The 25,617-nt window shown below is 52.2% G+C and carries 20 protein-coding genes, 2 tRNA genes and 3 pseudogenes; 10 read left to right on the forward strand and 15 right to left on the reverse strand.

What is annotated here, in order from left to right:
- From purL to purC, 4 genes and pseudogenes are all read right to left on the reverse strand, one after another.
- Positions 1 to 2,203 (reverse strand): annotated as a pseudogene (gene purL, locus AC0L73_RS00720) (phosphoribosylformylglycinamidine synthase subunit PurL).
- 4 nt (positions 2,204 to 2,207) lie between these two features.
- The gene (gene purQ, locus AC0L73_RS00725) at positions 2,208 to 2,897 is read right to left on the reverse strand and encodes a phosphoribosylformylglycinamidine synthase subunit PurQ (RefSeq protein WP_227952066.1); all 690 of its coding nucleotides are present in this window, start codon (positions 2,895 to 2,897) and stop codon (positions 2,208 to 2,210) included.
- A gap of 21 nt (positions 2,898 to 2,918) precedes the next feature.
- Positions 2,919 to 3,161, reverse strand: a complete 243-nt coding sequence (gene purS, locus AC0L73_RS00730; protein WP_227952067.1) for a phosphoribosylformylglycinamidine synthase subunit PurS — start codon at positions 3,159 to 3,161, stop codon at positions 2,919 to 2,921.
- A gap of 43 nt (positions 3,162 to 3,204) precedes the next feature.
- A pseudogene (purC, locus tag AC0L73_RS00735) lies at positions 3,205 to 3,970 on the reverse strand (phosphoribosylaminoimidazolesuccinocarboxamide synthase).
- A gap of 294 nt (positions 3,971 to 4,264) precedes the next feature.
- Between purC and AC0L73_RS00740 the strand changes: the two are divergent.
- Positions 4,265 to 4,588, forward strand: a complete 324-nt coding sequence (locus tag AC0L73_RS00740) for a DUF1476 domain-containing protein (RefSeq protein WP_473654625.1) — start codon at positions 4,265 to 4,267, stop codon at positions 4,586 to 4,588.
- A gap of 50 nt (positions 4,589 to 4,638) precedes the next feature.
- On the opposite strand, the gene purB is transcribed toward AC0L73_RS00740, so the two are convergent.
- The 4 genes from purB to sfsA form a co-directional block, all read right to left on the reverse strand.
- Positions 4,639 to 5,934 (reverse strand): adenylosuccinate lyase, encoded by a 1,296-nt coding sequence (purB, locus tag AC0L73_RS00745; protein WP_227952070.1) that lies wholly within the window; start codon positions 5,932 to 5,934, stop codon positions 4,639 to 4,641.
- A gap of 94 nt (positions 5,935 to 6,028) precedes the next feature.
- Positions 6,029 to 6,808, reverse strand: a complete 780-nt coding sequence (radC, locus tag AC0L73_RS00750; RefSeq protein WP_227952071.1) for a RadC family protein — start codon at positions 6,806 to 6,808, stop codon at positions 6,029 to 6,031.
- Complete coding sequence (map, locus tag AC0L73_RS00755) at positions 6,798 to 7,598, reverse strand: type I methionyl aminopeptidase (protein WP_227952072.1); 801 nt, start codon at positions 7,596 to 7,598, stop codon at positions 6,798 to 6,800. The genes radC and map overlap by 11 nt, the downstream gene beginning before the upstream one ends.
- A gap of 77 nt (positions 7,599 to 7,675) precedes the next feature.
- A complete protein-coding gene (gene sfsA / locus AC0L73_RS00760) occupies positions 7,676 to 8,377 on the reverse strand; it encodes a DNA/RNA nuclease SfsA (protein WP_227952073.1) in 702 nt (233 codons plus the stop codon).
- Between the two features lie 105 nt (positions 8,378 to 8,482).
- Between sfsA and AC0L73_RS00765 the strand changes: the two genes are divergently transcribed.
- The gene (locus tag AC0L73_RS00765; protein ID WP_227952074.1) at positions 8,483 to 9,256 is read left to right on the forward strand and encodes a competence/damage-inducible protein A; all 774 of its coding nucleotides are present in this window, start codon (positions 8,483 to 8,485) and stop codon (positions 9,254 to 9,256) included.
- A 121-nt stretch (positions 9,257 to 9,377) separates the two neighbouring features.
- Here AC0L73_RS00765 and AC0L73_RS00770 read toward each other — a convergent pair whose 3' ends face one another.
- The gene (locus AC0L73_RS00770; RefSeq protein WP_227952075.1) at positions 9,378 to 9,899 is read right to left on the reverse strand and encodes a fasciclin domain-containing protein; all 522 of its coding nucleotides are present in this window, start codon (positions 9,897 to 9,899) and stop codon (positions 9,378 to 9,380) included.
- 238 nt (positions 9,900 to 10,137) lie between these two features.
- On the opposite strand from AC0L73_RS00770, the gene AC0L73_RS00775 reads away from it, so the two are divergent.
- From AC0L73_RS00775 to AC0L73_RS00785, 3 genes are all read left to right on the forward strand, one after another.
- Positions 10,138 to 10,224: transfer RNA gene (locus AC0L73_RS00775), tRNA-Leu, on the forward strand.
- An 89-nt stretch (positions 10,225 to 10,313) separates the two neighbouring features.
- The gene (locus AC0L73_RS00780) at positions 10,314 to 11,657 is read left to right on the forward strand and encodes an ABC transporter substrate-binding protein (protein ID WP_473654626.1); all 1,344 of its coding nucleotides are present in this window, start codon (positions 10,314 to 10,316) and stop codon (positions 11,655 to 11,657) included.
- 1 nt (position 11,658) lies between these two features.
- Positions 11,659 to 12,075: a YybH family protein gene (locus AC0L73_RS00785; RefSeq protein WP_473654627.1), complete on the forward strand. Its 417-nt coding sequence runs from the start codon at positions 11,659 to 11,661 to the stop codon at positions 12,073 to 12,075.
- Between the two features lie 9 nt (positions 12,076 to 12,084).
- On the opposite strand, the gene AC0L73_RS00790 is transcribed toward AC0L73_RS00785, so the two are convergent.
- On the reverse strand, positions 12,085 to 13,536 hold the full coding sequence (locus tag AC0L73_RS00790; protein WP_473654628.1) for a pentapeptide repeat-containing protein: 1,452 nt from the start codon (positions 13,534 to 13,536) through the stop codon (positions 12,085 to 12,087).
- Positions 13,537 to 13,722: 186 nt separating this feature from the next.
- Between AC0L73_RS00790 and AC0L73_RS00795 the strand changes: the two genes are divergently transcribed.
- Positions 13,723 to 14,331: a 2OG-Fe(II) oxygenase gene (locus AC0L73_RS00795; protein ID WP_473654629.1), complete on the forward strand. Its 609-nt coding sequence runs from the start codon at positions 13,723 to 13,725 to the stop codon at positions 14,329 to 14,331.
- Positions 14,332 to 14,391: 60 nt separating this feature from the next.
- On the opposite strand, the gene AC0L73_RS00800 is transcribed toward AC0L73_RS00795, so the two are convergent.
- Complete coding sequence (locus AC0L73_RS00800) at positions 14,392 to 15,021, reverse strand: MarC family protein (RefSeq protein ID WP_227952080.1); 630 nt, start codon at positions 15,019 to 15,021, stop codon at positions 14,392 to 14,394.
- A 133-nt stretch (positions 15,022 to 15,154) separates the two neighbouring features.
- Positions 15,155 to 15,230 (reverse strand) — tRNA-Lys (locus AC0L73_RS00805).
- Positions 15,231 to 15,494: 264 nt separating this feature from the next.
- Between AC0L73_RS00805 and AC0L73_RS00810 the strand changes: the two genes are divergently transcribed.
- Entirely contained in the window at positions 15,495 to 16,022 is a 528-nt protein-coding gene (locus tag AC0L73_RS00810) for a peptidylprolyl isomerase (protein WP_473655401.1), read from the forward strand.
- An 18-nt stretch (positions 16,023 to 16,040) separates the two neighbouring features.
- On the opposite strand, the pseudogene AC0L73_RS00815 reads toward AC0L73_RS00810, so the two are convergent.
- Both AC0L73_RS00815 and AC0L73_RS00820 read right to left on the reverse strand, forming a co-directional pair.
- Positions 16,041 to 16,797, reverse strand: a pseudogene (locus AC0L73_RS00815) (glucose 1-dehydrogenase).
- Between the two features lie 101 nt (positions 16,798 to 16,898).
- Positions 16,899 to 18,611, reverse strand: coding sequence for a sensor histidine kinase (locus tag AC0L73_RS00820; RefSeq protein ID WP_473654630.1), 1,713 nt, complete (start codon positions 18,609 to 18,611; stop codon positions 16,899 to 16,901).
- Positions 18,612 to 18,829: 218 nt separating this feature from the next.
- Here AC0L73_RS00820 and AC0L73_RS00825 point away from each other — a divergent pair, with 218 nt between their 5' ends.
- Entirely contained in the window at positions 18,830 to 19,633 is an 804-nt protein-coding gene (locus AC0L73_RS00825) for a DUF502 domain-containing protein (protein ID WP_473654631.1), read from the forward strand.
- On the opposite strand, the gene recG is transcribed toward AC0L73_RS00825, so the two are convergent.
- Positions 19,588 to 21,678 (reverse strand): ATP-dependent DNA helicase RecG, encoded by a 2,091-nt coding sequence (recG, locus tag AC0L73_RS00830; protein ID WP_473654632.1) that lies wholly within the window; start codon positions 21,676 to 21,678, stop codon positions 19,588 to 19,590. The genes AC0L73_RS00825 and recG overlap by 46 nt on opposite strands.
- Positions 21,679 to 21,834: 156 nt before the next feature.
- Between recG and AC0L73_RS00835 the strand changes: the two genes are divergently transcribed.
- Together AC0L73_RS00835 and mfd are read left to right on the forward strand one after the other, a co-directional pair.
- A complete protein-coding gene (locus AC0L73_RS00835) occupies positions 21,835 to 22,113 on the forward strand; it encodes a succinate dehydrogenase assembly factor 2 (protein WP_473654633.1) in 279 nt (92 codons plus the stop codon).
- Between the two features lie 6 nt (positions 22,114 to 22,119).
- Positions 22,120 to 25,617, forward strand: a complete 3,498-nt coding sequence (gene mfd / locus AC0L73_RS00840) for a transcription-repair coupling factor (protein WP_473654634.1) — start codon at positions 22,120 to 22,122, stop codon at positions 25,615 to 25,617.

Here is a 25,617-nt window from a genome sequence, read left to right on the forward strand (position 1 = left end):
CTATTCACTACCCGGACGGGACATAAGGTCCGGCAGCCAATTTGCATGTACATTTTTCAGCCTACTCACGGATATGGTGAGGACGCCGTCTATTTTCAAATCAGTATGACCGATCGTTCCAATTATGTGTAGGGGAATATCTTCAGCAAGCGCAAATCCCCGCACCATCTCCACATTATCGGGCTTCACTGTAATCACGTAGCAAGCCTGATTTTCCGCAAAGAGAGCGGCATGGGACGGCAACGCAGTATCCAACAGGATTTCCGCGCCGACATTCCCGGCAATCGCCATTTCGGCAAGCGCGACGCCAAGGCCACCATCGGAAATATCATGGGCCGCTGTGATAAGACCCTTTTCAATCATCTCCCGAAGGTAATCGCCATGTTTGCGCTCTTTTTCAAGATCGACAGTTGGCGGCGCGCCATCTTCGCGCCCTTCAATCTCGCGGAGATATATTGTTTGCCCTAACTCGCCCGTTAAATCACCGAGCAGCATCACCACATCTCCCTCAGACTTGAAGGCGAGGGTGGTCATTATAGAATAATCCGCAAGCAACCCGACACCGCCAATTGCCGGTGTGGGATAGATGCCTGTGCCATTGGTCTCGTTATAGAGGGAGACATTACCGGAAATCACCGGATAATCGAGGGCAGTACAGGCGCGGCGCATCCCATTGATACAGCCGACAAACTGCCCCATGATCTCAGGCCGCTGCGGATTTCCGAAATTCATACAGTCGGTAATAGCGAGCGGTTTACCGCCGGTTGCGGTGATATTGCGCCATGTCTCGGCCACGGCCTGCGCGCCACCCATTTCCGGATCGGCGTAGCAATAGCGCGGGGTGCAATCCGTTGTAATTGCAAGCGCTTTTTGAGTGCCATGCACCCGTACTACCGCCGCATCGCCGCCCGGACGCTGAATCGTATCGCCCATGACCATATGGTCATATTGCTCCCAAATCCATTTGCGACTCGCAATTTCGGAAGACCCCATAAGTTTCAGAAGTACATCGCCAAGATCATCCGGTTCCGGCACATCCTCTCCTTTGAGGATTGTCGGCGGCGGAAGTCTTTATCCAGGGACGATCATATTCCGGCGCGGCATCCGCAAGTGGCGCGACGGGAAGGTCCGCAGCAATCTCACCATTCATGGTGAGGACCATCCGTCCCGTATCAGTCACCTTACCGATGACGGAGAAATCCAGCTCCCATTTCTCAAAAATCTTGCGCGCTTCTTCTTCGCGGCCCGGTTTCAGGACCATCAGCATCCGTTCCTGACTTTCGGAGAGCATAATTTCATAGGGCGTCATGCCTTCTTCGCGCATCGGTACGTGATCGAGGTTAAGCTCAATTCCGACGCCACCCTTGTCCGCCATCTCAAACGATGACGAGGTGAGGCCCGCCGCGCCCATATCCTGAATGGCAACAATCGCATCGGTCGCCATCAGTTCAAGGCAGGCTTCGAGCAGGAGTTTCTCCGTGAACGGATCGCCAACCTGAACCGTGGGGCGTTTTTCCTCGCTGTCGTCATCAAACTCCGCCGACGCCATGGTCGCCCCGTGGATACCATCGCGCCCAGTTTTTGACCCGACATAGACCACCGGATTACCAATACCGGCAACAGCGGAATAAAAAATGTTATCCGTATCCGCAAGGCCCACCGTCATGGCATTGACAAGAATATTCCCGTCATAGGAAGCGTGAAAATTAGTCTCGCCACCAACTGTCGGGACACCCATGCAGTTGCCATAGCCTGCGATGCCCGCGACCACACCAGAGACGAGATGTCCGGTCTTTGGATGATCCGGACGCCCGAAGCGAAGCGCATTCATATTGGCAATAGGCCGTGCGCCCATGGTGAAGACGTCACGCATAATGCCGCCAACGCCGGTCGCCGCGCCCTGATAGGGTTCGATAAAGGAGGGGTGGTTATGGCTCTCCATCTTGAAGATAGCGGCCTGCCCATCACCGATGTCGATAACGCCCGCATTCTCGCCGGGACCGCAAATCACCCATGGCGCTTCTGTGGGAAGAGTTTTCAGCCATTTTTTGGACGATTTATAGGAGCAATGCTCACTCCACATCACGGAGAATATACCAAGTTCCGTGAGGTTCGGCGTCCGACCAAGAATTGAGAGGACGTCCGCATATTCATCTTCAGTCAGGCCATGCTCGGCAACGATGTCTTTGGTGATTTCAGTCATATTTTCAAACGATAGAATTTACAAGATGATCGAAAAAGCGTTTACCGTCAGTCCCGCCAAGCTCATCAGAGATCAGCCGTTCCGGATGCGGCATCAGGCCCAGTACATTGCCCACTTTGTTATAGATACCGGCGATATTATTCCTGGACCCGTTGGGGTTGGCCTCATCAGTCTGTTCCCCGTCTGGCGTGACATAGCGAAAGGCAACCTGGCCTTCTGCCTCCAACTCATTGAGCTTGTCATCATCCGCGTAAAAATTGCCGTCATGATGAGCGACGGGGAAGCGAACGACTTCACCCTGCTCAAACCCGCCGACAAAGCGTTCATTCTGTGAGGTGATCAGCAAATCAACATCGCGGCAAACAAACTTTTGCCCTGCATTCCGCAGAAGCGCACCCGGCAGCATGCCAGTTTCCGTTGCTATCTGAAAACCGTTACAAATTGCCAGAACAGGCGTGCCAGATTCGGCTTTCTTCACAACTTCGCGCATGATGGGGGAATTCGCGGCCATCGCCCCTGCGCGGAGATAGTCTCCGTAGGAAAATCCACCGGGAATCGCGATCAAGTCCGTATCGGGCAACTCGCTATCACCATGCCAGACCATATCCGGCTCCCGGCCCATGGAATGGGTGAGGGCAACTTTCAGGTCACGATCACAATTTGAGGCGGGAAATACAATAACAGCGGCCTTCATTGTCCAAAACTCCCTGTCCGGTCAATCCAGCATTTCAATGGTATAGTTCTCGATCACGGTGTTGGCGAGAAGTTGTTGGCACATTTTTTCCACTTCCGCCTCTGCTGCGTCGCGATCCATATCGGCGAGATCCAGATCAATCGTCTTGCCCTGACGGACATCCACAACACTCTTGAAGCCAAGCCCCTGCAGGGAATGGGAAATCGCTTTCCCTTGCGGATCAAGAACCCCGTTTTTCAAGGAAATATAGACACGTGCTTTCATCTGGTCCTCTTAAGGTTTAAAAAAAGGCGCTAAATATGCGCCTTTACTGGATTGCGGTTGTCCCTTGCAAGTCTCCGGGGCCACCTTCGGGAATAATGCCAAGACGGCGCGCAACTTCTTGATACGCATCCTCAACATCACCGAGATCGCGGCGGAACCGGTCCTTGTCGAGTTTCTTGTTTGTCACAACGTCCCACAGGCGGCAGTTGTCCGGGCTGATTTCATCAGCGAGGATAATCTGCATCTCATCAGTTTCGTAATAGCGACCGAACTCCAGTTTGAAATCCACAAGGCGAATGCCAATTCCAGCAAACAAGCCGAGCAGGAAATCATTCACACGGAGCGACTGACTCATAATGTCGTCCAGTTCCAATGGATTGGCCCAGCCAAAGGCTGTGATATGCTCTTCTGAGACCAGCGGATCATTGAGTTCATCTGACTTGAAGCAATATTCAATGATCGGACGGGGCAGGGGCGTTCCCTCTGTAATCCCAAGACGCGAGCAGATCGATCCGGCGGCGACATTGCGGACAATCACCTCAACAGGGATAATTTCCACTTCCTTGATCAACTGCTCACGCATGTTGAGGCGGCGAATAAAATGATTGTGGATGCCAATTTCGGCAAGTTTCACCATCAGATATTCCGAAATACGGTTATTCAGAACACCCTTACCGGTGACCGTTGCTTTTTTTTCACCATTGAATGCGGTGGCATCGTCCTTGAAATACTGTACTAGTGTGCCCGATTCCGGACCTTCAAAGAGAACTTTTGCCTTGCCTTCGTGAGACTCGTCTACGTCGGGTCATGGATAAACTCCAACTCATCGAAAAGGCGGCTATCCGCCGGAGAAATAAACGTCAGACGACCGTCATTCGGAAATAGATTGGCGCTGTCTGGCCATGTCGGAGAACACTCTCCGTCAAAGCAAGCGGAACATAATGCAGAAATACCGGAAATACAACATTTCCTGTCAGCTAAATGATGTATAATCTTCAGAAATTAACTTGCGGGGCTAGGCGGCGCACACCATCTTAGGTATAACGCACTGCCAGAGACCAAATTAGTGATTTGAAACAGGATTTTAAGGACTGGAAACGGATATGTCAGGATTCGACGATCGCAAAAAAGGCCAGGAAGGCAAATTCGCCCATGATCAGGAAATGGAATTCAAGATCATGGTACGCCGAAATAAGTTGTTGGGTGGCTGGGCCGCTGAGCTTCTCGGCAAAACAGGTGCTGACGCCGAGGCCTACGCCAAGGAAGTCATAATCTCCGACATGGAAGAGAAGGGCGATGAAGACGTCTTTCGCAAAGTCCGGGGAGATCTTGATGCGGCAAATGTGGAAATGTCAGACCATCGCATCCGCCGCCAGATGGAAGAACTGCTGTCCGTCGCACGCGGACAGATCGCCGCCGGCAAATAGGTTAATTGCGGTATAAGGAGGCGCATGGGAATTGCGCCTCTTTTACCAGTCTAGTCGCCAAAGACCCGGCGGAAAATCGTCTCCACGTGCTTAGTGTGATATTCTAGGTCGAACACGCCTTCGATCTCCTCATCCGACAATGCTTTCGTTACTTCCTCATCGGCTTTCAGAAGTTCGAGGAAATCCGCGCCCTCCCGCCAGACACGCATCGCGTTGCGCTGCACGAGACGGTATGAATCCTCTCGACTGACACCGGCCTGTGTGAGAGCAAGAAGAACACGCTGCGAATGGATCAGGCCCCCGAGCTTGTTCATATTCGCCATCATGTTTTCCGGGTAAATCACCAGCTTCTCGATAACGGAGGTGAGGCGGGCGAGCGCAAAATCGAGCGTGATCGTCGCATCCGGACCAATTCCGCGCTCAACAGAGGAATGGGAGATATCCCGTTCATGCCAGAGGGCGACATTTTCCATTGCCGGGATTGTCGCCATCCGAACAAGACGGGCAAGGCCAGTCAGGTTCTCGGTCAGGACCGGGTTGCGCTTATGCGGCATGGCGGAAGAGCCTTTCTGCCCCGGCGCGAAATATTCTTCCGCCTCCAGCACTTCCGTCCGCTGTAGGTGACGAATTTCAACGGCGAGCCGCTCGATAGAGCTGGCGATCACGCCAAGGGTCGCAAAGAACATCGCATGACGGTCGCGCGGGATCACCTGCGTCGAGGCAGGCTCCGGCGTGAGGCCGAGTGATTTCGCCACATGTTCCTCAACGAAAGGGTCGATATTCGCAAATGTTCCGACAGCACCGGAAATTGCACAGGTCGCAATATCTTTTCGTGCGTTCACCAACCGTTCGCGGTTGCGATCAAATTCCGCATAGGCTTGCGCCATTTTGAGGCCAAAAGTCACCGGCTCCGCATGAATACCATGAGAGCGACCGACACAAACGTCGTCTTTATGAGCGTAGGCTTTCGCCTTCAACGCCGCGAGTAGTTTGTCCATATCATCGAGAAGGATATCGCAGGCCCTGGTCAGTTGCACCGACAGGCAGGTATCCAGTACGTCCGATGACGTCATACCCTGATGCACGAAGCGCGCCTCATCGCCGACATATTCGGCAAGGTTGGTGAGAAACGCGATCACATCATGCTTGGTTTCCCGTTCAATTTCGTCAATCCGGTCAATATCGAAATTACCGCGCTCCCACACGGCCTTCGCCGCAGCTTCGGGAATAACACCGAGTTTGGCTTGCGCATCACAGGCATGGGCTTCAATTTCAAACCAGATACGGAATTTGCTTTCCGGCTCCCAGATGGCAGTCATTTCTTCTCGGGCATAACGCGGGATCATGGCGGGTCTTACTTTCTGAAAACATTTGTTGGAAGAACGGGTGACTAGCAGAGATAACGCAAAATCTCAACCACTTCCGTCGCGCCACAAGCCTTTACATCAGGCCCAATGACTTGAAGCTAGTGCATTTACTGTTGCCCACAATAATATGATCATGAATTCGGATACTGAGGGCAGCGGCGGCGCTCATGATCTCTGACGTCATATCGATATCGGCTTTTGACGGCGTGGTATCACCGGACGGATGGTTATGAACAAGGATCATTGCCGTTGCACCAAGTTCAAGCGCGCGTTTCACCACTTCACGTGGATAAACTGCGGTATGGTTGACGGTACCGGTTTGCTGTACCTCGTCAGAAATCAGGTGATTCTTGTTATTGAGAAACAGAATGCGGAAATGCTCGATTCCTCTGTTGCCCATTGTGCCTTGACAATATTCGAGCAAAGCCTGCCAGGAGCCGAGTACATTTTTCTTCTCGATCTCCGCGCGAAGCAGTTTCTCGCCAAGGGTTTCAGCAACTTTTAAGGTGGCAATCGCCGCATCGCCAACTTTCGGCACCTTGCGTAGCGCCTCCGGTTCCGCCTTCAGAACCTTCGAGAGGCTGCCAAAGGTTGAGAGAAGGTTCTTCGCGAGTGGTTTTGTATCACCACGCGGGGAGGCGGCGAAGAGCAGCATTTCAAGTATTTGATAATCCGCAAGGCTCCGTGCTCCGGCGCGCAGCACCCGTTCGCGCATTCTCTCGCGATGGCCGAGGCGATGGTCGTCTTTCTCTTTCATCTTGGGAGGGCTATCTTCAAAACCGAAACCGAAGTCAAGCGCATCCAATTCATGCAGCTCCGTCTTCGTTGTCGGTTTATCTGCCTCAGACGTCATAAGGCGGTTTGTCCAGTCCCTTGGGCGAGAGGGTAAAGATTTCATATCCGGTTTCGGTTACACCGAGGGAATGTTCGAACTGAGCGGAGAGGGACCTGTCCTTCGTCACCGCTGTCCAGCCATCATCAAGGATTTTAACCTGCCAGGTACCGAGATTAATCATCGGTTCGATCGTGAAAATCATGCCGGCGCGCAGCTCGACTCCTTCACCGGGCGTGCCGTAATGGACAATATTCGGCACATCATGAAAAACCTGCCCCAAACCATGGCCGCAGAAATCGCGTACCACGGAGCAGCGCTTGCCTTCGGCATAATTCTGAATCGCATAGCCGATATCGCCGGTTGTTGCACCGGGTTTCACCACCTCAATCCCGCGCATAAGCGATTCATAAGTAATATCAATCAGGCGCGACGCCTTCACACTTGGCTTACCGGCGACGAACATACGGCTGGTATCCCCATGCCAACCATCGACAGTCGGGGTGACGTCGATATTGACAATATCCCCATTCTGGAGCTTTTTCGGACCCGGAATGCCGTGGCAAACCACATGATTGATGGAAGTACAGATGGATTTTGGAAAACCGCGATAGTTGAGCGGGGCACAAATGCCGCCACGCTCCGCGATGAACTCCGCACAAAGCGTGTTCAACTCGTCCGTGGTGACACCCGGCACAACATGCTCGGCGATCATATCCAATGTTTCCGCGGCCAGACGACCTGCTGTCCGCATGCCCTCGAATGCCTCGGGACCATGCAGCTTGATAACGCCGGTGTTACGATCCGGCATATCTATACTTGTTTCATATCTCATAAGCGCTCAATCATGTTTTCTTTGAATAATACCCCATGTCATCCTAAAAAAAACTAAGGAATAACCGGAATGGCCGACCCGGGGCGAATCTCTTTGGTCGATATGTGGCAGTCATAGCAGATAATTTCAACTCCCGCAGCGATTGCCTCTTTAAACGCCACCGCATATACCGGATCTATATCTGCTGCAATCTGAAATTTCGTACAATCGGTTCGCTGGATCAGGTAAAACATCACGGCCCGATGGCCTTGCTCGACCATCGAGGCCAGTTCTTTCAAATGCTTGGCGCCGCGCGCCGTCACTGAATCGGGAAATTCCGCCAAGGAATCATCGCGTTTCAGGGTTACGTTTTTAACTTCCACATAGCAATCCGGCTTATCATGCCCAGAGAGCAAGATATCAATTCGGGAATTTTCTCCGTATTTCACTTCCCGCGTCAGGTTTTCATACCCGGCAAGCGCGTCGATTTGCCCACCCTCAATCGCGTCGGCAACGATGCCGTTTGGATGCGCGGTGTTGATCCCGACCAGAGCGCCGTCCACCTCCACCAATTCCCAGCTATAGGGAAGCTTGCGCTTGGGATTATCAGAAAGGGATAGCCAGACAGTCAACCCTTCGTCCTTCAGCCCCATCATCGATCCCGGGTTGGCAACATGGGCCGTAATCATCTCGCCGCTTTCCAGTTCGATATCGGCAAGGAAGCGTTTATACCGCTTGATCAAACGACCTTTAATAAGGGAAGCAGGAAACTTCATAATTTTACGTCAAACATATTCCGGAGGGTAAAATAGCAGATGCCCTTTGTAATCATTTTGCTATGATAAGAACAACCCCAAGTTCAGAAGTTACAGGGAATTTCCATGTCAGACTCGAAATCCGCGCCCGCAAAAATCGTCACAGCCGCAATTCTTATAATCGGAGATGAAATCCTTTCCGGCCGCACTCAGGATAAAAATATGGCCTGGCTCGCCGGGCGGCTCAACGACATTGGAGTACAATTAAGCGAAGCGCGGGTTGTCCCGGATATCGAGGCCGAGATTGTTGCAGCCGTCAATGCCCTCCGCGCAAAGTTTGATTATGTCTTCACGACCGGCGGTATCGGCCCAACCCATGACGACATCACGGCTGATTCCATCGCCGCGGCTTTCGGGGTCGGTATAGATCATCATCCCGAGGCCATGGCGCTGCTGACCCGCCATTATGAAACCAGCGGGATTGAATTTAACGATGCCCGCAAAAGAATGGCGCGCATTCCCGATGGAGCCAGCCTGATCAATAATCCGGTCAGCAAGGCGCCAGGCTTCAGGATTGAAAATGTCTATGTCATGGCTGGCGTACCGACCATCATGCAAGCCATGTTTGAAGAAATCGCACCGGAACTGCATGGCGGCCCGAAGATGTTAAGCCGGACAATCGGCGCGGGACTTCCTGAAGGGCGGGTGGCCGATAAGCTTGGCGCGTTACAGAAAGCACATCCCGATGTTTCAATGGGATCTTATCCTTATTTCCGCCAGGGCGAGGTGGGGACAAATCTTGTCCTGCGCTCGTTTGATAAGGCATCGCTCGATACGGCCTATAGCGAACTTGTGGCATATCTTGAAGGGGAAAGAGTGTCTGTGGTTGAGACGACCTGATAGCCGGCTTCAATATGTATGTCGTGTGGCTAGCGATTTGAAAAGGGAGAGATTGTTTCAAAACGCCGCCACAACGACAAGAGAGGATCCTCTAAGGGAGAAAACAGGACCCTTTTTTCAGCTACATTTTCGGCGGCATGATAACCGTATCGATCACATGAATAACGCCGTTGCTTGCCTTAACATCGGCCGTAATCACCTTGGCGGACCCATTCAGAATAACGCCATCCATACCGTCAATCATGATCTTGCTGCCTTCAACACTGTCGGCTTCAACAATTTTGCCGACTACTGCAGAGGCCGGAACCTCCCCGGAGACGACGTGATAGGTAAGGATTTGCACCAGCTTCGCCTTGTTTTCAGGTTTCAGCAAATTCTCAACCGTGCCCGCGGGAAGCTTGGCAAATGCTGCGTCTGTCGGGGCAAAAACCGTGAAGGGCCCTGGGCTTTGAAGTGTTTCCACAAGACCCGCTGCCTTAACGGCTGCGACAAGGGTGTTAAAATCATCTGCCTCAACAGCGGTGACCACGATATCTTTTTCTGCAGGCATTGAATTGTGAGCCATCTTTTTGTCCTGCGCACAGGCTGCCGTAAAGATGCCAACGAAAGAAACGATAGTGAGTAGTTTAAGAAGTTTTGACATTTTCCCTCCTCAGGGGTTTAGAATTATTTTTCAAAACTCAGTCGCGACCTGTGTTTGATTAGATTTACGGGCTAGGATCAGGGGCGGATCACACAGGAGCCCGTTTTCCTGATCACCAATTCGTGAAGAAGACGGGGCGTCTCGTCTGGCAAGGCATCGAAAAGAGCAGTCAAAAATTCGAAATTGCGCCATTATCCCCTTGTTTCCCAACGTTTCATTGGGTAGGTTGCAAATCGCCGCCCGCATGGTGAAATTGGTAAACACAGTAGACTTAAAATCTGCCGCCCGTAAGGGCTTCCCGGTTCAAGTCCGGGTGCGGGCACCATCCTCTTCCTGATAAAGCCTTTTGCAATTTTCAGCCAAGTCCATACTATATCAAGTGGAATGGCGCGACCGGAGGTTGGGGAAGTAAGGATGGCACTCTTTCGTATAGCGATGCTGGGGGCAGGGCTTATCATGGCCCTTGCGGCTGGGCCCTTGATTGCCACTGCCGGGGAACGGGCGACGCGCGCCGAGGCGGTTATCCTTGAGTTATCGCAGCAGGCGCGGGATATCCTCTCTCAAACGGATACGCCACTCCGCACGCGGGAGAGCCATCTCGCGGCGCTTATCGGGCGACATTTTCACTTCACGCTGATATCCGAGCTTGTCGTCGGGCCGGACTGGACCGATATGCCACAGCATCAACGGCAGGAATTTCTCAACCTGTTTCGTGATTTCTACCTATATTCATATGGCAGCCAGCTCGGCGGTTATCCCGATGATGAGTTTACGATCCTTTCAACCGAGGAAAAAGGCTCCCGTGATACCTTTGTCACCACGCGCCTGACCCGCCCGAAGCGCGAACCCGTGGTGATTGACTGGCGCCTGCGGGAGGTTCTGGGATCGCCGCTAATCATCGATATCCTCATCAATGGCACCAGCGTCGCCATCAGCCATCGGGAGGGTTTTCATCCCGTTTTGGCGAGCGAGGGGATTGGCGGCCTGATTACGCTGTTCCAGATCCGTGCCGAGCGGCTCAATGCAGAAACACGCGGCTTTGCCGCCGGTGAATTGTTTGAGCAGGGTCGCTTCGCCGAGGCCGTCGCCATTTGGGAGGAACTTGCGAAAACGGGCGACCCGGAGGCGCAATTTAACCTCTCCATCATGTATGCGGAAGGACGCGGGATAGAGCCGGACAGCGCCAAGGCTGAATATTGGAACGATCGGGCGCTTAAATCCGACTATCCGCCCGCGCAGCATAATCATGCGCTGACCCTGTTGGCGCAGAAGAAAGAAAAGGACGCCATTGCACTTCTTGAAGACTCCGCGCGATCCGATTTCGCGCCGTCGCAATATACCCTTGGCAAGTTATACAGCTACGGCCTTGGTGTACCAGAGGATCCGGCGCGCGCTTTCGAGTTTATTCGTCTTGCCGCTCATTCCGGCATGGCCGCGGCACAGTATAACCTCGGCAAAAGCTACCGCGATGGTTATGGCACGGCGGCGGATATAGATGCCTCCTTCACCTGGTTTGAACGGGCGGCTCAGCAAGGCCACGGCAAGGCGCAAGCCAAGCTCGCGGCGCGCTACGGCGAAGGGGAGGGGGTCGCGCAGGATGATGTTCAGGCACTGAAATGGGCTATCCTCGCCGCGAATGAGGGGGAAGAGGACGCAGCCGAATTGCAGAAACTCTATAAAAGCCGCATGGCGGAGGCCGATATCACCCGCGCCGAACTGCTCGCCAAAGAGTTCAAACCCAACCGCGAGGAACTCTGACATGACAACAGCCACGAAAGAGGAAGTCCTGACTATTGCCCATAAATACTATGCCGCCGTCAATGAGATGTTCACGGGCAAGTTGACCTTGATGGAAGATGTCTGGTCGAAGGCGGAGGATGCCGTCTATATGGGTCCGGGCGGCGGATATAACATCGGCTGGCCCGCAATCCTGAAGGACTGGCAGGCCCAGGCCGCGCTGAAACTCGGCGGCAAGATCGAGCCGAGCGAGATCAATATCATCCTCGGCGACAATATCGCTATCGTCCATAGCGTCGAGATCGGCCAGAACGCCAATATCTCAGGCCATGAGGAAGTGGTGAAAATCCGCGCGACCAACATCTACCGCAAAGAGGCCGATGGCTGGAAGATCCTCAGCTGCCATACCGACGCGATCACCTTTTTACAGGATATGTAAAAAAACCGATCAGATCCGGAAACGATTCCTGAGTGCGAGACCGATCAGGAAGATGAAGATAACGGCAAGGATGCCCTCAAAAACCATGGCGAAATCCAGCAAAAGACTTACATTGTCTCCGGTGATTGCTGACTTGGAATCATGAAATTCTTCACGGGAAATCGCGAAAAAAGGTACAATGGTTGCTAATAAGAGCTTTAATGCTTCGAATAGTTTTTCTGTCGGCAGATATATGCGAGTTACAAAATCTAAATATTTAGACGTCGAATACCAATACCCGATTGCGCATATAAGCCAAAGACCGAACAAAGAGAAAAATGGGCGAGACACACTTCGCCCAAAGTCGCTGAACCATTCATAAAGATAGCTCCACACTAGTGCGAAGCCTGTTGTTTCATAAAACCGTTTGGCTTTTAGTTCCTTCGCAAAGAAATCCTGCTCTCGCTCATGATCACGGGATTGCACGGCTAGTTCTTTTAATCGACGGAATTTGTCTGCGATAGATGCATCTCTTGCTTTTTCGGCAAACTTCAAAAGACCTATGGATTTGCCTGAATACAATACCTTCATGTTGTGAAATGTAAAATGTGAGGACAATGCCGAAAGCCGGAAATCTGGCACTTCAGAAAAACTACTACTCTCTAAAAAAATAGGTCCTTTGAAGGAACTTCCCAAAAAACTGCAATCGTATCTGAAATTAGCATTCCCAAAATATGTAAAGTGCTCAAATTTTGCTCCGGAAAAATCTGCGACTCCTCCGCAAAAATCGACACTAGGAAAAAATACATCGCCGCCAATAAATCTTGCTAGGGTAAAATAAACATCACCTCCGCTGAACTTAGCATTATTAAAACCTACACTTCCTCCGCTAAAATTAGTTTCTTTAAAGTTTACGTCCCCTCCAACAAAATTTGTATCTTTAAAATTAGCAACACCTCCACTAAATTCCGAATATTCAAAATTTACATATTCACTAGAAAATACTGCATTTATAAAGTTTACATCACCTCCACTAAATTCTGCAGATATAAAATTTATAACTTTGCAGCTAAATCTTGCATTCTCAAAGTCCGCATATCCACCGCTAAATTTAACTCCCTCAAAATCCACTATTCCTTCATTAAAGTTCGCGTGTTCAAAATCCACGTCACCCACGGCAAACTGAGCATTTGAAAAAGCGGTATATGCCCCATTAAATTCAGCCTTTGTAAATATTGCATCTCCTCCACCAAATTTTGTATTCAAAAAATTAGCATTGCAGAAAGTTGATCCACAAAAATCAACTTCACCCGGAAATAGAAATTCTTCAAAGGAAATAGGTTCCTGTTCAAAGTTATACCCAGATAAATCTATACCAATGCCCGGATTTTCTTCCGCCCATTTGTTCCAAACATCTTTTCCCTGTCGCGCAAGTTCGAGGGCTTTTTCCTTGGGAAGGATTCGTTCTTCTGCATCCGCCATTTAATTCCCCTTCATTCACCAATATCCGCGCAATTTCCACCACCTCCGCTATTATAACCAATATTCTATTAAATCGCTCGCATAATCCTGTGGGGCGGAAAGAGTTGTGGGGTGGGGTGGTTTCTGGTAGGACTTTTGGGGAATTTGAACATCTGCATATGCACAGCTAATCAAGTGGAAGATATTGTGACGGCGCTGATCGATCTGGAGACGACTTTTCTGAAATGCCTCGATACGGCGGGGTATACCGATGATCCCTATGATCTCTGGGAGTTGAACGAGGTATTCCCAACTGACGTGGTCGATGACCTGCTCGCACTCGATATCGGCCCAGCAAAGATGGATTACCGCATTGGTCGCCGCGAGATCAATAACGACAAGCGTAACTATTTTGATGTCGGGCGGCAGGCGGAATTCCCGGTCTGCAAAAACGTGGCGGAGATGCTGCAGGCGCCCGCCACCGTCGCCGCGATCGAGAAGAAATTCAACCTCGATCTCACCGGCACCTTCCTCCGGATCGAGCTGACGCAGGATACGGATGGTTTCTGGCTGGAGCCACATACGGATATCGGGGTGAAGAAATTCACCATGCAGATTTACCTCTCCCGCGAGGCGGAGGCGGGGACATGGGGCTCCTCCATCTATAAGGACAGCCAGACCTTTGTGCGCAATGTACCGTTTCGGAGCAATTCAGCGAATGTCTTCGTGCCGTCGCCGCATACACTGGCACGGGTTCGAGCCACGCCCCATCAACGGCGTCCGCAAGAGCCTGATTGTCAATTATGTGACGGATAAATGGCGCGCACGGCATGAACTGGCTTTCCCCGAAGCTCCCGTCCGGCTCGCGTAACCCCCTTACTTAGAGAGGGCAGGGATCAGCGCGGCAAGGCCAGAGGTCAGCATCCCCATTGAGAGCGCGACCAGAACCATCCCCATGATGCGGGTGACAACCGCCATGCCACTTGTTCCAAGCCTCGCGGCGACGGGCTTGGCGAAGGCGAACAGCAACCCGATCAACAACGAGAGCAGTAGGATGACCACGGAAATCTCAATACGTGCCATGATATCGGGATAACGCTCCGCCCCGACAAGCGCTGTCGCCATCGTGCCCGGCCCGGCAACGATGGGGATAGCGATGGGCACAATCGCGATGGAGGCACGGTCCTTTGCATCCTCGGTTTCAGCATGGCTTGTTTTGTGGCCCGCCTTGTTAAACAGCATTTGCAGGCCTATGATCAGGACAATAATTCCGCCCGCAGCACGTAACTCATTCACATCAATGCCGAAAAACTTGAGAAGTAGTCCGCCCGTCCAGACAACAATTAACAGGGTAATCGCCGTGGCAATGGCGCTCCGGATGGCGATCGTGCGGGCCTCGGCGGTGCTGTAATCTTCCGTCAGTCCGGCAAAAATACCGACATTCCCAATCGGGTTCATCATCGAGAAGAGGGCGGCGACAATCGCCATAAGCTCCGGTTCCGTCATCACATGCTGCCTCTGGTATATTTGTTATTTCTAAATCCGGGAATAATCTACAGGCAACAACGCATAAAAATCCATCCCCTTCGCTGAAAGCGCGAAACGGCGACATAATAAAATATTCGGTGAATTGGGGAAATGGTGAGCCCGACAGGATTCGAACCTGTGACCCGCTGATTAAAAGTCAGCTGCTCTACCAACTGAGCTACGGGCCCACAATTTGCGATGTATATCACGACCTTGACGCCCATAAAAGAGCGCGACAACGTCGCAATGCGGCTGCAACATAGGGTCGTCCCGCCAGATGGTCAAGCATCCATTTTGTTTTTTTTGGAGGGCCCGTGAAATTGCGGTTATTTGCCACGCCGGTATTTTAAGGATGGACGCCCCGGTCGCCAGATGGCAGTAAATAAGGCCAATCTTGTTAATGAAAGAGGAAACGGATGATTTCGAAATTTCTGTCGCGTGTAAGCGCGGTTATGATGCTGACAGGCCTGCTCGCGCTCCCTGTTACAATGGCTGAGGCTGCGGATCTGGAAAACACCCTTTACCTTGACCTGCAATATGGGCGCGTTGTAATCGAAATGCGGCCCGATCTTGCCCCTAATCATGTCGCCCGGATCAAGGAGCTGACACGGGAGGGGTTTTATGATGGCCTTAAATTCCATCGGGTCATTCAAGATTTTATGGCGCAAACTGGCGATCCCAAAGGGGATGGTACGGGCGGCTCGGGTCGCAAGCTCCGCTCTGAGTTTTCCAACACGCCGCATAAGCGTGGGACCGTCTCCATGGCGCGGGCCAGCTCTCCCCACAGCGCCGATAGCCAGTTCTTTATCGTGAGTGCGGATTCTCCTTGGCTGGACCGGAAGTATACTGTCTGGGGTGAGGTCGTCGAAGGGATGGAATTCGTTGACCTGATCAAAAAGGGGGTTGGCAAGAGCGGGATGGTACCGGGCGAACCGGACATTATCGTGAAAATGCAGGTAGCGGCGGACGTAAAGGAATAACGCCCGCCAGTAACTAACCTAGATACATCTGCCGCCGTCCACTTCCAGCGCTACGCCGGTGATAAAGGACGCATCGTCAGAGGCCAACCACAGCGCCGCGTGAGCCAGATCACGTGGCGTATTTTCCCGGCCAATCGGGATTGACGCGACAAACTTGTCGCGGATTTCCTGAGTATCTACCCCGCCCATGAATTCCACCGCCATCGGCGTATGGGCGAAAACCGGACACAGCGAATTCACCCGCACTTGCTGCGGTGCCAGTTCAATCGCCATGGATTTCGACATTGTGACCACGGCTCCCTTGCTCGCGTTGTACCAGTGTAAGGCCGGGACGGGGGCTGAGCGCAGCCGTGGACGCGATATTGACTACATTGCCACCATTTTCCAGCATATGTGGAATAATACCCTTCGTGGTGAGGAAGATGCTTTTAACATTAACCTCGAATATTTTATCGAACGTCTCCACATCCACATCGAACATAGAACCATTGCGCTGTGGCATACCCGCGTTATTCACAAGAATGTCGATTTTCTGAAAGTTATCGAGGGTCTGCTGCGCCATCGCGGCAATATCATCGGCACTGGTGACATCGCACTCGCAGCTGATGGCCACACCGCCAGCATCGACAATATCCTTTGTAACCGCTGCTGCTGCAGCACCATTGACGTCACTGACAACGACTTTCGCCCCTTCGGTGGCGAAAAGTTTCGCCATACCTTCACCAAAACCGGAACCTGCGCCCGTTATAATGGCGACCTTATCTTTTAACCGCATAAATATCCTCCTTTTAGTTGGCAGGATATTTCACTCTTCCGATCAGATTGGCAAGAGTAGCCGTAAAATAATTAGAAAATTTTCACCGGCGAACAGCATGATCAGGCAGCTTTTTCGCAGATCCTGTCTCGTGGCAGATAGAGGGAGACAACGGTCCCTTCGCCATATTTACTCAATAGCTCCAACCGTCCTTCGTGCATTTCCGCAAGGTTTTTTGAAAGTGGCAAGCCAAGGCCTGTTCCCTGATATTTCCGGTTTTTCTCGCTGTCCACCTGAACAAACGGGGTTAGCGCCCGCTCTATATCGCCTTCACGAAGTCCGATACCATTATCGCTCACACTTATCTTCATACCCTCATTTTCCACCAATTGGACAGAGGTAATAATGCGCCCCCCAGTCGGTGTAAATTTAACGGCATTAGACAACAGGTTGATCAGGATTTGCTTGATCATGCGGCGATCCGCAAATATCTGTGGCAGCAGCGGATCAAACTCCAGTTTGATGTTGATATCATTCTCAATCGCGCGTTGCTGGGTGAGGCGGATGCACTCATTTACCAGAACATCAATCTCAACTTTTTCCTCGTTGATCTTCTGTTCCCCTGCCTCAATTTTGGAGAAATCCAGAATATCGTTGATCAGTTCAAGAAGATGCAACCCACTCGCATTGATATCGTGGGCATATTCCAAATACTTACCCGATCCGACTGGTCCGAATATCTGGCTTATAATGACCTCTGAGAAACCAATCACGGCATTGAGCGGCGTGCGCAACTCATGGCTCATATTGGCAAGGAACTTGCCTTTGATCTGCGCGGCATATTCCGCCTCATCCTTGGCCTGCTTAAGAAAATCCTCAATCTGCATCTGCGCCGAGATATCACGGATCACCAGCTGTAGAATATTATCTTCGCCGTAAAGGAGGACAGTGGCTTCCATCTCGACATCAGTTTGCCCGCCATCCTCACGGATAACTTTCGACTTCAGAGCAGATAAATTTTTGACAGCTTCGGCATCATCGGCACTTCCGAAATAGGGTGCGAGTGCCTCTCTATCTGCGTAGGGGAAATAGCTGGAAATTTTTTGACCTATCAAATCATGACGATTTCTCAGCTTGAACAGGGCCAGCGCAGCTTCATTAACATAAATGATAAATCCGCCTTTATGAGCAACGATCGCATCCGGGGATAGCTCTACCATACTGCGGTAACGATCTTCGTTCTCGCGCAAGGTCTTATCAGCAAGGCGGGTGGCCGTCACATCCGAAACAGTCAGAATATATCCGCCATCCGGACATACATTAAAGGAAGCCTCAATGATTTTTCCATTCGCAAAATGGCGATCAATTTTGCCAGAAACACGCTCGTCCAAATATTCAAGTGTATCTGCAATGAAGGCTTCCCGATCATCACCAGCATCAATATAATTGTCAAAATTCCAGGACAGTATGTCCTGCAAAGTGGTTTGCGGCGTAATTTTTTCTTCTTCGATCTCCATCAGTTCCGCATAGCGTGAATTTAACTCTAACAATCGAAGCTGCTTATCAAAAACACTGATACCAATCTCGATATTATCAAAGACAACATCCAGTACTGATTCCTTCGCTTGCAACGCATAATAATCTTTTCGCGTCTGTCGCCCGTGCAAAAAAGCAAACCCCGAACAGACCAACAAGCCACCGGCCGCAATAAGACATACAACAGAGCTGAACATACTTTGGGACAGAACAGACAACATCAAAGCCGCGCCGAGCGAACCCGACAGCAGGGCAACTCCGTTATTTTGCCAAATACTTTTAAGTTTCTTATAATTCATTGAGAGTCTTCTGACCTATTAGAGACAAACTGCGTTTCCGACAGCTTTGTAAACTAGTAGTAATTGTATCCTATTATTCTTAAGAGGAAGTTTACGCGACAGGGCAGAATTGAAATTTCCAAAGACAGCTCCCGGGCTTCATGATAAGGTGCAAAATCGCTCAGGAAATACTGGTAACCCTGTAGAATTTATATTGTTTTAAAATCAGTTGGCGAAAAATGTTTAACAAATCGACGGACCCTTCTGAAGACGAAGACAAGAAGCCGGTTCTGGTAGAGCCCGCCCCGAAGGTCAGCGCATTGGCGCGGCTTCGCACTTATTTCCTGACCGGGATTGTTGTGACTGCACCAATTGCGATCACGATTTACCTGACTTATGTCTTTGTCTCCTTTGTCGATGCCAATATCACCCCACTGATACCGGCACGGTATAACCCGGAGACATATCTGCCATTCAGTGTGCCGGGCCTTGGCGTTATAATCGCCGCCTTTGCCCTGATCATGATCGGTTTCCTGACCGCAAACTATCTCGGCCGCGCCTTTCTGACATTTGGCGAACGTATTGTCGGCCGTATGCCAGTGGTCCGTTCTATCTATCATGCACTCAAACAGATAATGGAGACCGTCCTTGCGCAATCGAGTTCCTCCTTCCGGGAAGTTGTGCTCCTTGAGTATCCTCGTAAGGGTGTCTGGGCATTGGCCTTTGTGACCAGTACCGCAGAAGGGGAAGTCGACGGATTGCAAGATGACGATATGATCAGCATCTTCCTCCCAACAACCCCCAATCCGACGTCCGGTTTTCTGCTGTTCGTGCCCAAGAAGGATCTCAAATATCTCAAAATGTCGGTTGAGGAGGGGGTTAAACTCGTTATTTCCGCCGGCATGATCTGGCCCGAACCACCGCAGCCTGACGAAACCGGTAAGGATGAAAAGAAGAAGTTACCGCCGCAATCACCGGACAGAAAATCTCCCCCTCGTCAGCCTGATAGATATCGTATCGCGCTATCCCGCTCGAAAAGATAGAGCAATGTTCTAAGTGCGGCCCCACGCTCACTGGCAAGCTTCTGGTCTTTTTCAAGGATCAGGCGCGCGTCATCCCTGGCTATATTCAACAAACGGGAATGGGCATGCAGGTCGGCAATTTTAAATTCCGGCAGACCACTTTGCCGGGTGCCGAGCAGTTCTCCTGCACCGCGCAACCGCAAATCTTCCTCCGCAATACGAAAGCCATCCTCTGTATCGCGCAAGATACCGAGGCGCGCTTTTTGCGTCTCGCTAAGCGGTGCCGCATATAGCAACAGGCAGGTTCCTTCCAGCCCGCCACGCCCGACACGTCCGCGTAGCTGATGCAACTGGGCAAGACCAAAACGCTCCGCATGCTCAATAATCATCACCGTCGCCTCGGGTACATCAACGCCCACCTCAATCACTGTGGTGGCGACAAGGATCTTGATCTCCCCGGCCATGAACCGACGCATGCAGGCTTCTTTCTCATCCGCCTTCAACCGACCATGAATTAACCCGACCTCATCGCCATAGAGATGCTGCAAATAGGTAAATCGTTCCTCCGCCGCGGCAACATCGAGAACCTGCGATTCTTCCACCAGTGGACACACCCAGTATATTCGTTCTCCGGCGGCAAGTTTGCGCTTTAATCCGGCTGCAACGGCATCAAGACGCACCAGATCAATCGCGCGGGTATCGACAGGTTTTCGGCATGGCGGTTTCTCCGAGATGATAGATACATCCATATCTCCATAGGCGGTGAGGGCAAGGGTACGGGGGATTGGTGTCGCCGTCATCACCAGCACATCAACGCCGCCGTTGCCATCACGTCCCTTCGCACTCAAGGCGAGTCGCTGATGGACACCAAAACGGTGCTGCTCATCGATGATGGCAAGGCCCAGATCGTGAAATTTCACATCTTCCTGAAAAAGGGCATGAGTGCCGACCACCAGATCGACTGATCCGCATTCGAGTTTTTCAAGTATTTCTGCGCGTTTTTTGCCCTTAAGCCGTCCGGTAATCAGCAGGCATTTAAGGCCTACCTCAGCTGCAAGCAGCTCAATCGCATTAAAATGCTGGTGTGCGAGGATTTCTGTCGGCGCCATAATGGTGGCCTGCGCCCCGGCCTCGACTGCCTGCGCCATGGCAAGCAGGGCAACTACCGTCTTGCCGCTACCCACATCCCCTTGCAGGAGGCGCAACATTCTATGCGGTCCCGCCATATCGTCTTCAATCTCTTTTAGAGCGCCATCCTGTGCCGTCGTAAGTTTAAAGGGCAGGGCGGTCCGGATCTTCCCACGTATATCGCCGTCGCCAACCAGAGAACGGCCTGGTTTTCGCTTCATACTGCGGCGAACCAGCTCCAACGCAAGCTGATTAGATAGTAATTCATCATAGGCAAGACGCGAGCGGGCCGAGGTGTTGCGATCAAAATCCTCCTCCCTTGTAGGGGAATGCGCCTCGACGAGGCTTTCCTTCCAACTTTTCCATTCTTCACGTGCCATCAGACTGGCATCATTCCATTCGGGAAGGTCTGGCAACATGGCGAGAAATTGCCGGGCGGCCTTCAGAAAAGTCGCGTTCGTGACTCCCGCCGTCAGCGGATAGACGGCCTCAAATGTCGGGATCGTCTCCGCCTTTTCCTTCGTTGTGACATAATCTGGATGGGTGATCTGATAGGCGCCCCCATATTCCTCCAACTTGCCGCTGACGATCCGCTCCTGCCCTTCGGGGAGTTGCTGACGCAAGTAGCTCTCGCGCCCATTGAAGTAGGTGAGGGTGAGGGGCGAATCGCCCGTCTGACACTGTATCCTGTAGGGAACGCGACGATTACGGGACGGCTGATGATGCTCTATCCTCAAGGTGACTATCACATTTTGGTCGATGAGGTCGGACGTCAAACTCGTCACCTGCCGCCGCGTGACAAGTCCCGACGGCAAATGCCAAGCGAGATCGATAATGTTCGGACCGGCCAATTTCTCTATCAGCGCGGTCAGCCGGGGCCCAATACCGGTAAGCTTGCTGACGGGAGAATAAAGTTGAAACAGGATTTCTGGGCGCACCGGCTTCCCTCATAATTTATTTCCGGCTATTGTGCTGCGTGACGGCATATCAGGTCAATGGCGCATCCCCATATATCGTCATTCGATGTCACTTCCTGCTGACAGGGCGAACAAGACAGGCTATATCCAAGCCCTATCAAAAATGAGCATGTGACCATGACTGAAGACATCACCATACGCCGCAAACGGCTTATTCATCGTTCCCTCTATACCGGCATGAAGGAGACGGACTTGCTGCTCGGCGGTTTTGCCCGCAAGTATCTCGCAGATTTTTCGAGCGATGACCTCGATATCTATGAGACTTTGCTTGAAGCGGGGGATCCGAATATTTACGTCTGGGCCGTCGGGCGAGAAGAGGTTCCGCCGGAGTATCAAACCAATGTCATGGCGCTCCTTCAGGAATTCACCCAGTTCGAGCAACGCAGCAAAGACTAAGCCTGTATGAGTGATACTAAAGTCAAGCACCTTCGCACCCAGATATTGGAGTTGTCACAGGGCAGCCATACATTTCGCCTAGAATCTGTTCCGGAAGGATACGACGCCTATCTTCTGGGGGAAGTGCTGCGCAAAAGTGAGCACGACCTTCTTTTCGTGCTGCGTGATGATCTACGCATGGCGGCAAGTGAGGTGACGCTCGCTTTTTTCCGACCCGACATAGAAGTCATCAGCTTTCCCGCCTGGGATTGCCTTCCCTATGACCGGGTATCGCCGCATGCCGAGATTGTCGCCCATCGGATGACCAGCCTTGGCCGAATGACCGAACAATCCGACCGGCCACGTATTTTCCTCACCACATTGAACGCGGTGACCCAACGGGTGCCGCCAGTGGAGATGGTGAAAAACAGCCGGCTCAGCATTCGGGTTGGCGACAAAATAAACGGACCGGAACTTACTGCCTATCTGGTGGCAAATGGCTATTCCCGGATCGGAACGGTGATGGAACCGGGCGAATTTGCCGTACGCGGTGGCCTGATAGATATTTACCCGCCGGGTGCGGAAAACCCGGTTCGGTTGGATCTTTTCGGCGATCATGTCGATGGCATTCGCGCGTTCGATGCACTCACCCAACGTTCAACCGGAAAAATTGACAAACTCGAGTTTACCGCCGCGTCGGAATTCCTGCTCAACGACAGTTCCGTGCCGCTGTTCCGCTCCCGCTACCGGGAAGAATTCGGTGCGGTCACACAGGATGATCCGCTTTATGAGGCGGTGAGCGAAAAACGCCGCCACGCCGGGATGGAGCATTGGCTGCCACTTTATCATGAGAAAATGGCGACGGTTTTTGATTATCTTCCCAATGCTGTCCTTTTTCTCGATCATATGCTGGAGGAGGCACTTTCAGCACGTCATGACACCGTTATAGATTACTACCAGAGCCGGAAGGAGGCCGCGCCCTCAGGCAGCGCTGATTATAAACCGCTTCCCCCGCAATATCTTTATCTCGATCCTGAAGAATGGCATCAGCACATCGCCAGCCGCGCAGTCGGTCAGTTCTCACCCTTTAAAAGCGGTACAGAAGATGCTGTGACTTTGGATGCGGAAGGGAAGGCCGGTCGCGACTTCGCGCCGGAACGTGCGCGGCATGAAGCAAATATTTATGATTATCTCAAATCCCATGTTGTCGCGGCACTAGATGATAAAAAGCAGGTCATTCTCGCCTATTTCACCACTGGTTCCCGCGCGAGAAACAAGACCGTACTCGCCGACCACGGGATCGAACCAGTTCGCGAAATCAATAATTTTCGGGATGTTTCCGGGCCGAATATTCCCAATCTCGCTATTCTACCGCTCGAAAAGGGGTTTGAAACCCCGGATTTCATCGTCATCGGCGAACAGGATGTGCTCGGCGATCGCTTGGTGCGACCGCGTAAGTCTTCCAAACGGCATGAAAATTTTATCGCTGAAGCCTCGCAGCTTTCTCCCGGTGACTATGTCGTTCATGTCGATCACGGAATTGCACAGTATGAGGGGCTGACGACAATTGAAATTTCCGCCGCACCACATGACTGCGTAACGCTGCTCTATGCGGGTGGCGATAAGATCTATCTGCCCGTCGAAAATATCGAGATGCTCTCCCGTTATGGTGGGAGCGATATGGCGGCGGTACTCGACAAGCTTGGTGGCTCCGGATGGCAGGCCCGCAAGGCGAAACTGAAAAAACGCGTGATGGAGATGGCCGATCAGTTGATCGGGATCGCTGCCGCCCGTCAACTTCGAAAGGCGGATCGCCTGTCGCCGCCGGACGGGCTTTATGCAGAATTCTGCGCCGAATTCCCGTTTGAGGAGACGGAGGATCAGCTCAAGGCTATCGAGGACACGCTCACCGATATGGCGAGCGGTCGACCGATGGACCGCCTGATCTGCGGCGATGTCGGTTTCGGCAAGACGGAGGTGGCCCTTCGCGCCGCCTTCACCGCCGCTATGGCAGGGCAACAGGTCGCCATCGTCACCCCGACAACGCTGTTAGCCCGACAACATTATAAGGGCTTTACGGCGCGGTTCGCGGACTTGCCCGTCCGGGTCGCGCAGCTTTCGCGCATGGTGACAACGAAAGAGGCAAACCAGACAAAGGCGGAACTCGCCAGCGGACAGGTCGACATCGTCATCGGCACCCATGCTCTCCTTGCAAAAACCATTAAATTCAATAACCTGGGACTTGTTATTGTCGATGAGGAGCAACATTTCGGCGTTGGCCATAAGGAGCGGTTGAAGGAGCTGCGGGCCGATGTCCATGTGCTGACGCTAACGGCAACGCCGATCCCGCGTACCCTCCAACAGGCCATGACGGGCATTCGCGATCTCTCTATCATTGCAACGCCGCCGGTCGACCGCCTTGCCATCCGCACCTTTGTCCTGCCGTTCGACCCGGTGGTACTGCGCGAAGCGCTCCTGCGAGAGCATTACCGCGGCGGGCAAAGCTTTATTGTCTGCCCACGTCTGAAAGACCTGCCTGACGTGGGCGAGTTTCTGAGGAACCATGTGCCGGAAGTGAAATATGTCACAGCCCATGGCCAGCTTCCCGCCAAAGAACTCGATAGTGTGATGAATGCCTTCTATGACGGCGCCTATGACGTTCTGGTGGCGACGAATATCGTCGAATCTGGTCTTGATATTCCGTCCGCCAACACACTGATTACCTATCGCGCCGATATGTTTGGATTGGCCCAGCTTTATCAGATCAGGGGGCGGATAGGGCGTTCCAAGACGCGTGCCTATGCGTATCTGACGCTCCCACCGCGCAAACGGCTCTCTGATGCCGCAGAGAAACGCCTCCGTGTCCTGCAATCACTCGATACATTGGGGGCAGGCTTTACGCTTGCGAGCCATGATCTTGATATACGCGGGGCAGGGAACCTTCTTGGCGATGAACAATCAGGCCATATCAAGGAGGTCGGGTTTGAGCTGTATCAGGAAATGCTGGAAGAGGCGGTTGCAAATGCCCGAGAGACAGAACTCGGCCATACGGGTGAGACAGAGGATAAATGGTCGCCGAGCATCAATATCGGCACCTCTGTCCTGATACCGGAGCATTATGTCGCCGATCTTTCTCTCCGTATGGAGCTGTATCGACGGATCGCGGCGCAGGAAACGGCAGCAGAAATCGATGCTTTCGCCATCGAACTGGTGGATCGTTTCGGGCCGCTACCTGATGAGGTTTCCCATTTGATCGAGGTGATGACGATCAAGCATTTCTGCCGGGCGGCGAATATCGAAAAGATCGAGGCAGGCCCAAAAGGCGCGGTGCTGACATTTCGCGAAAACAAGTTCGACAACCCGGGCGGGCTGGTAGAGTTTATCTCCCGCGCGCCCGGCTCAACGAAGCTGCGCGGTGATCACAAGCTGGTGCACAGCCGCAGCTGGCAGCATCCGGAGGATCGATTAAAAGGAGTTCTCTGGCTGGCGCAAAATCTCGCGAAGATCGCCAAAGCCACCAACTGA

Source organism: Sneathiella sp. D3-11 (assembly GCF_055809395.1).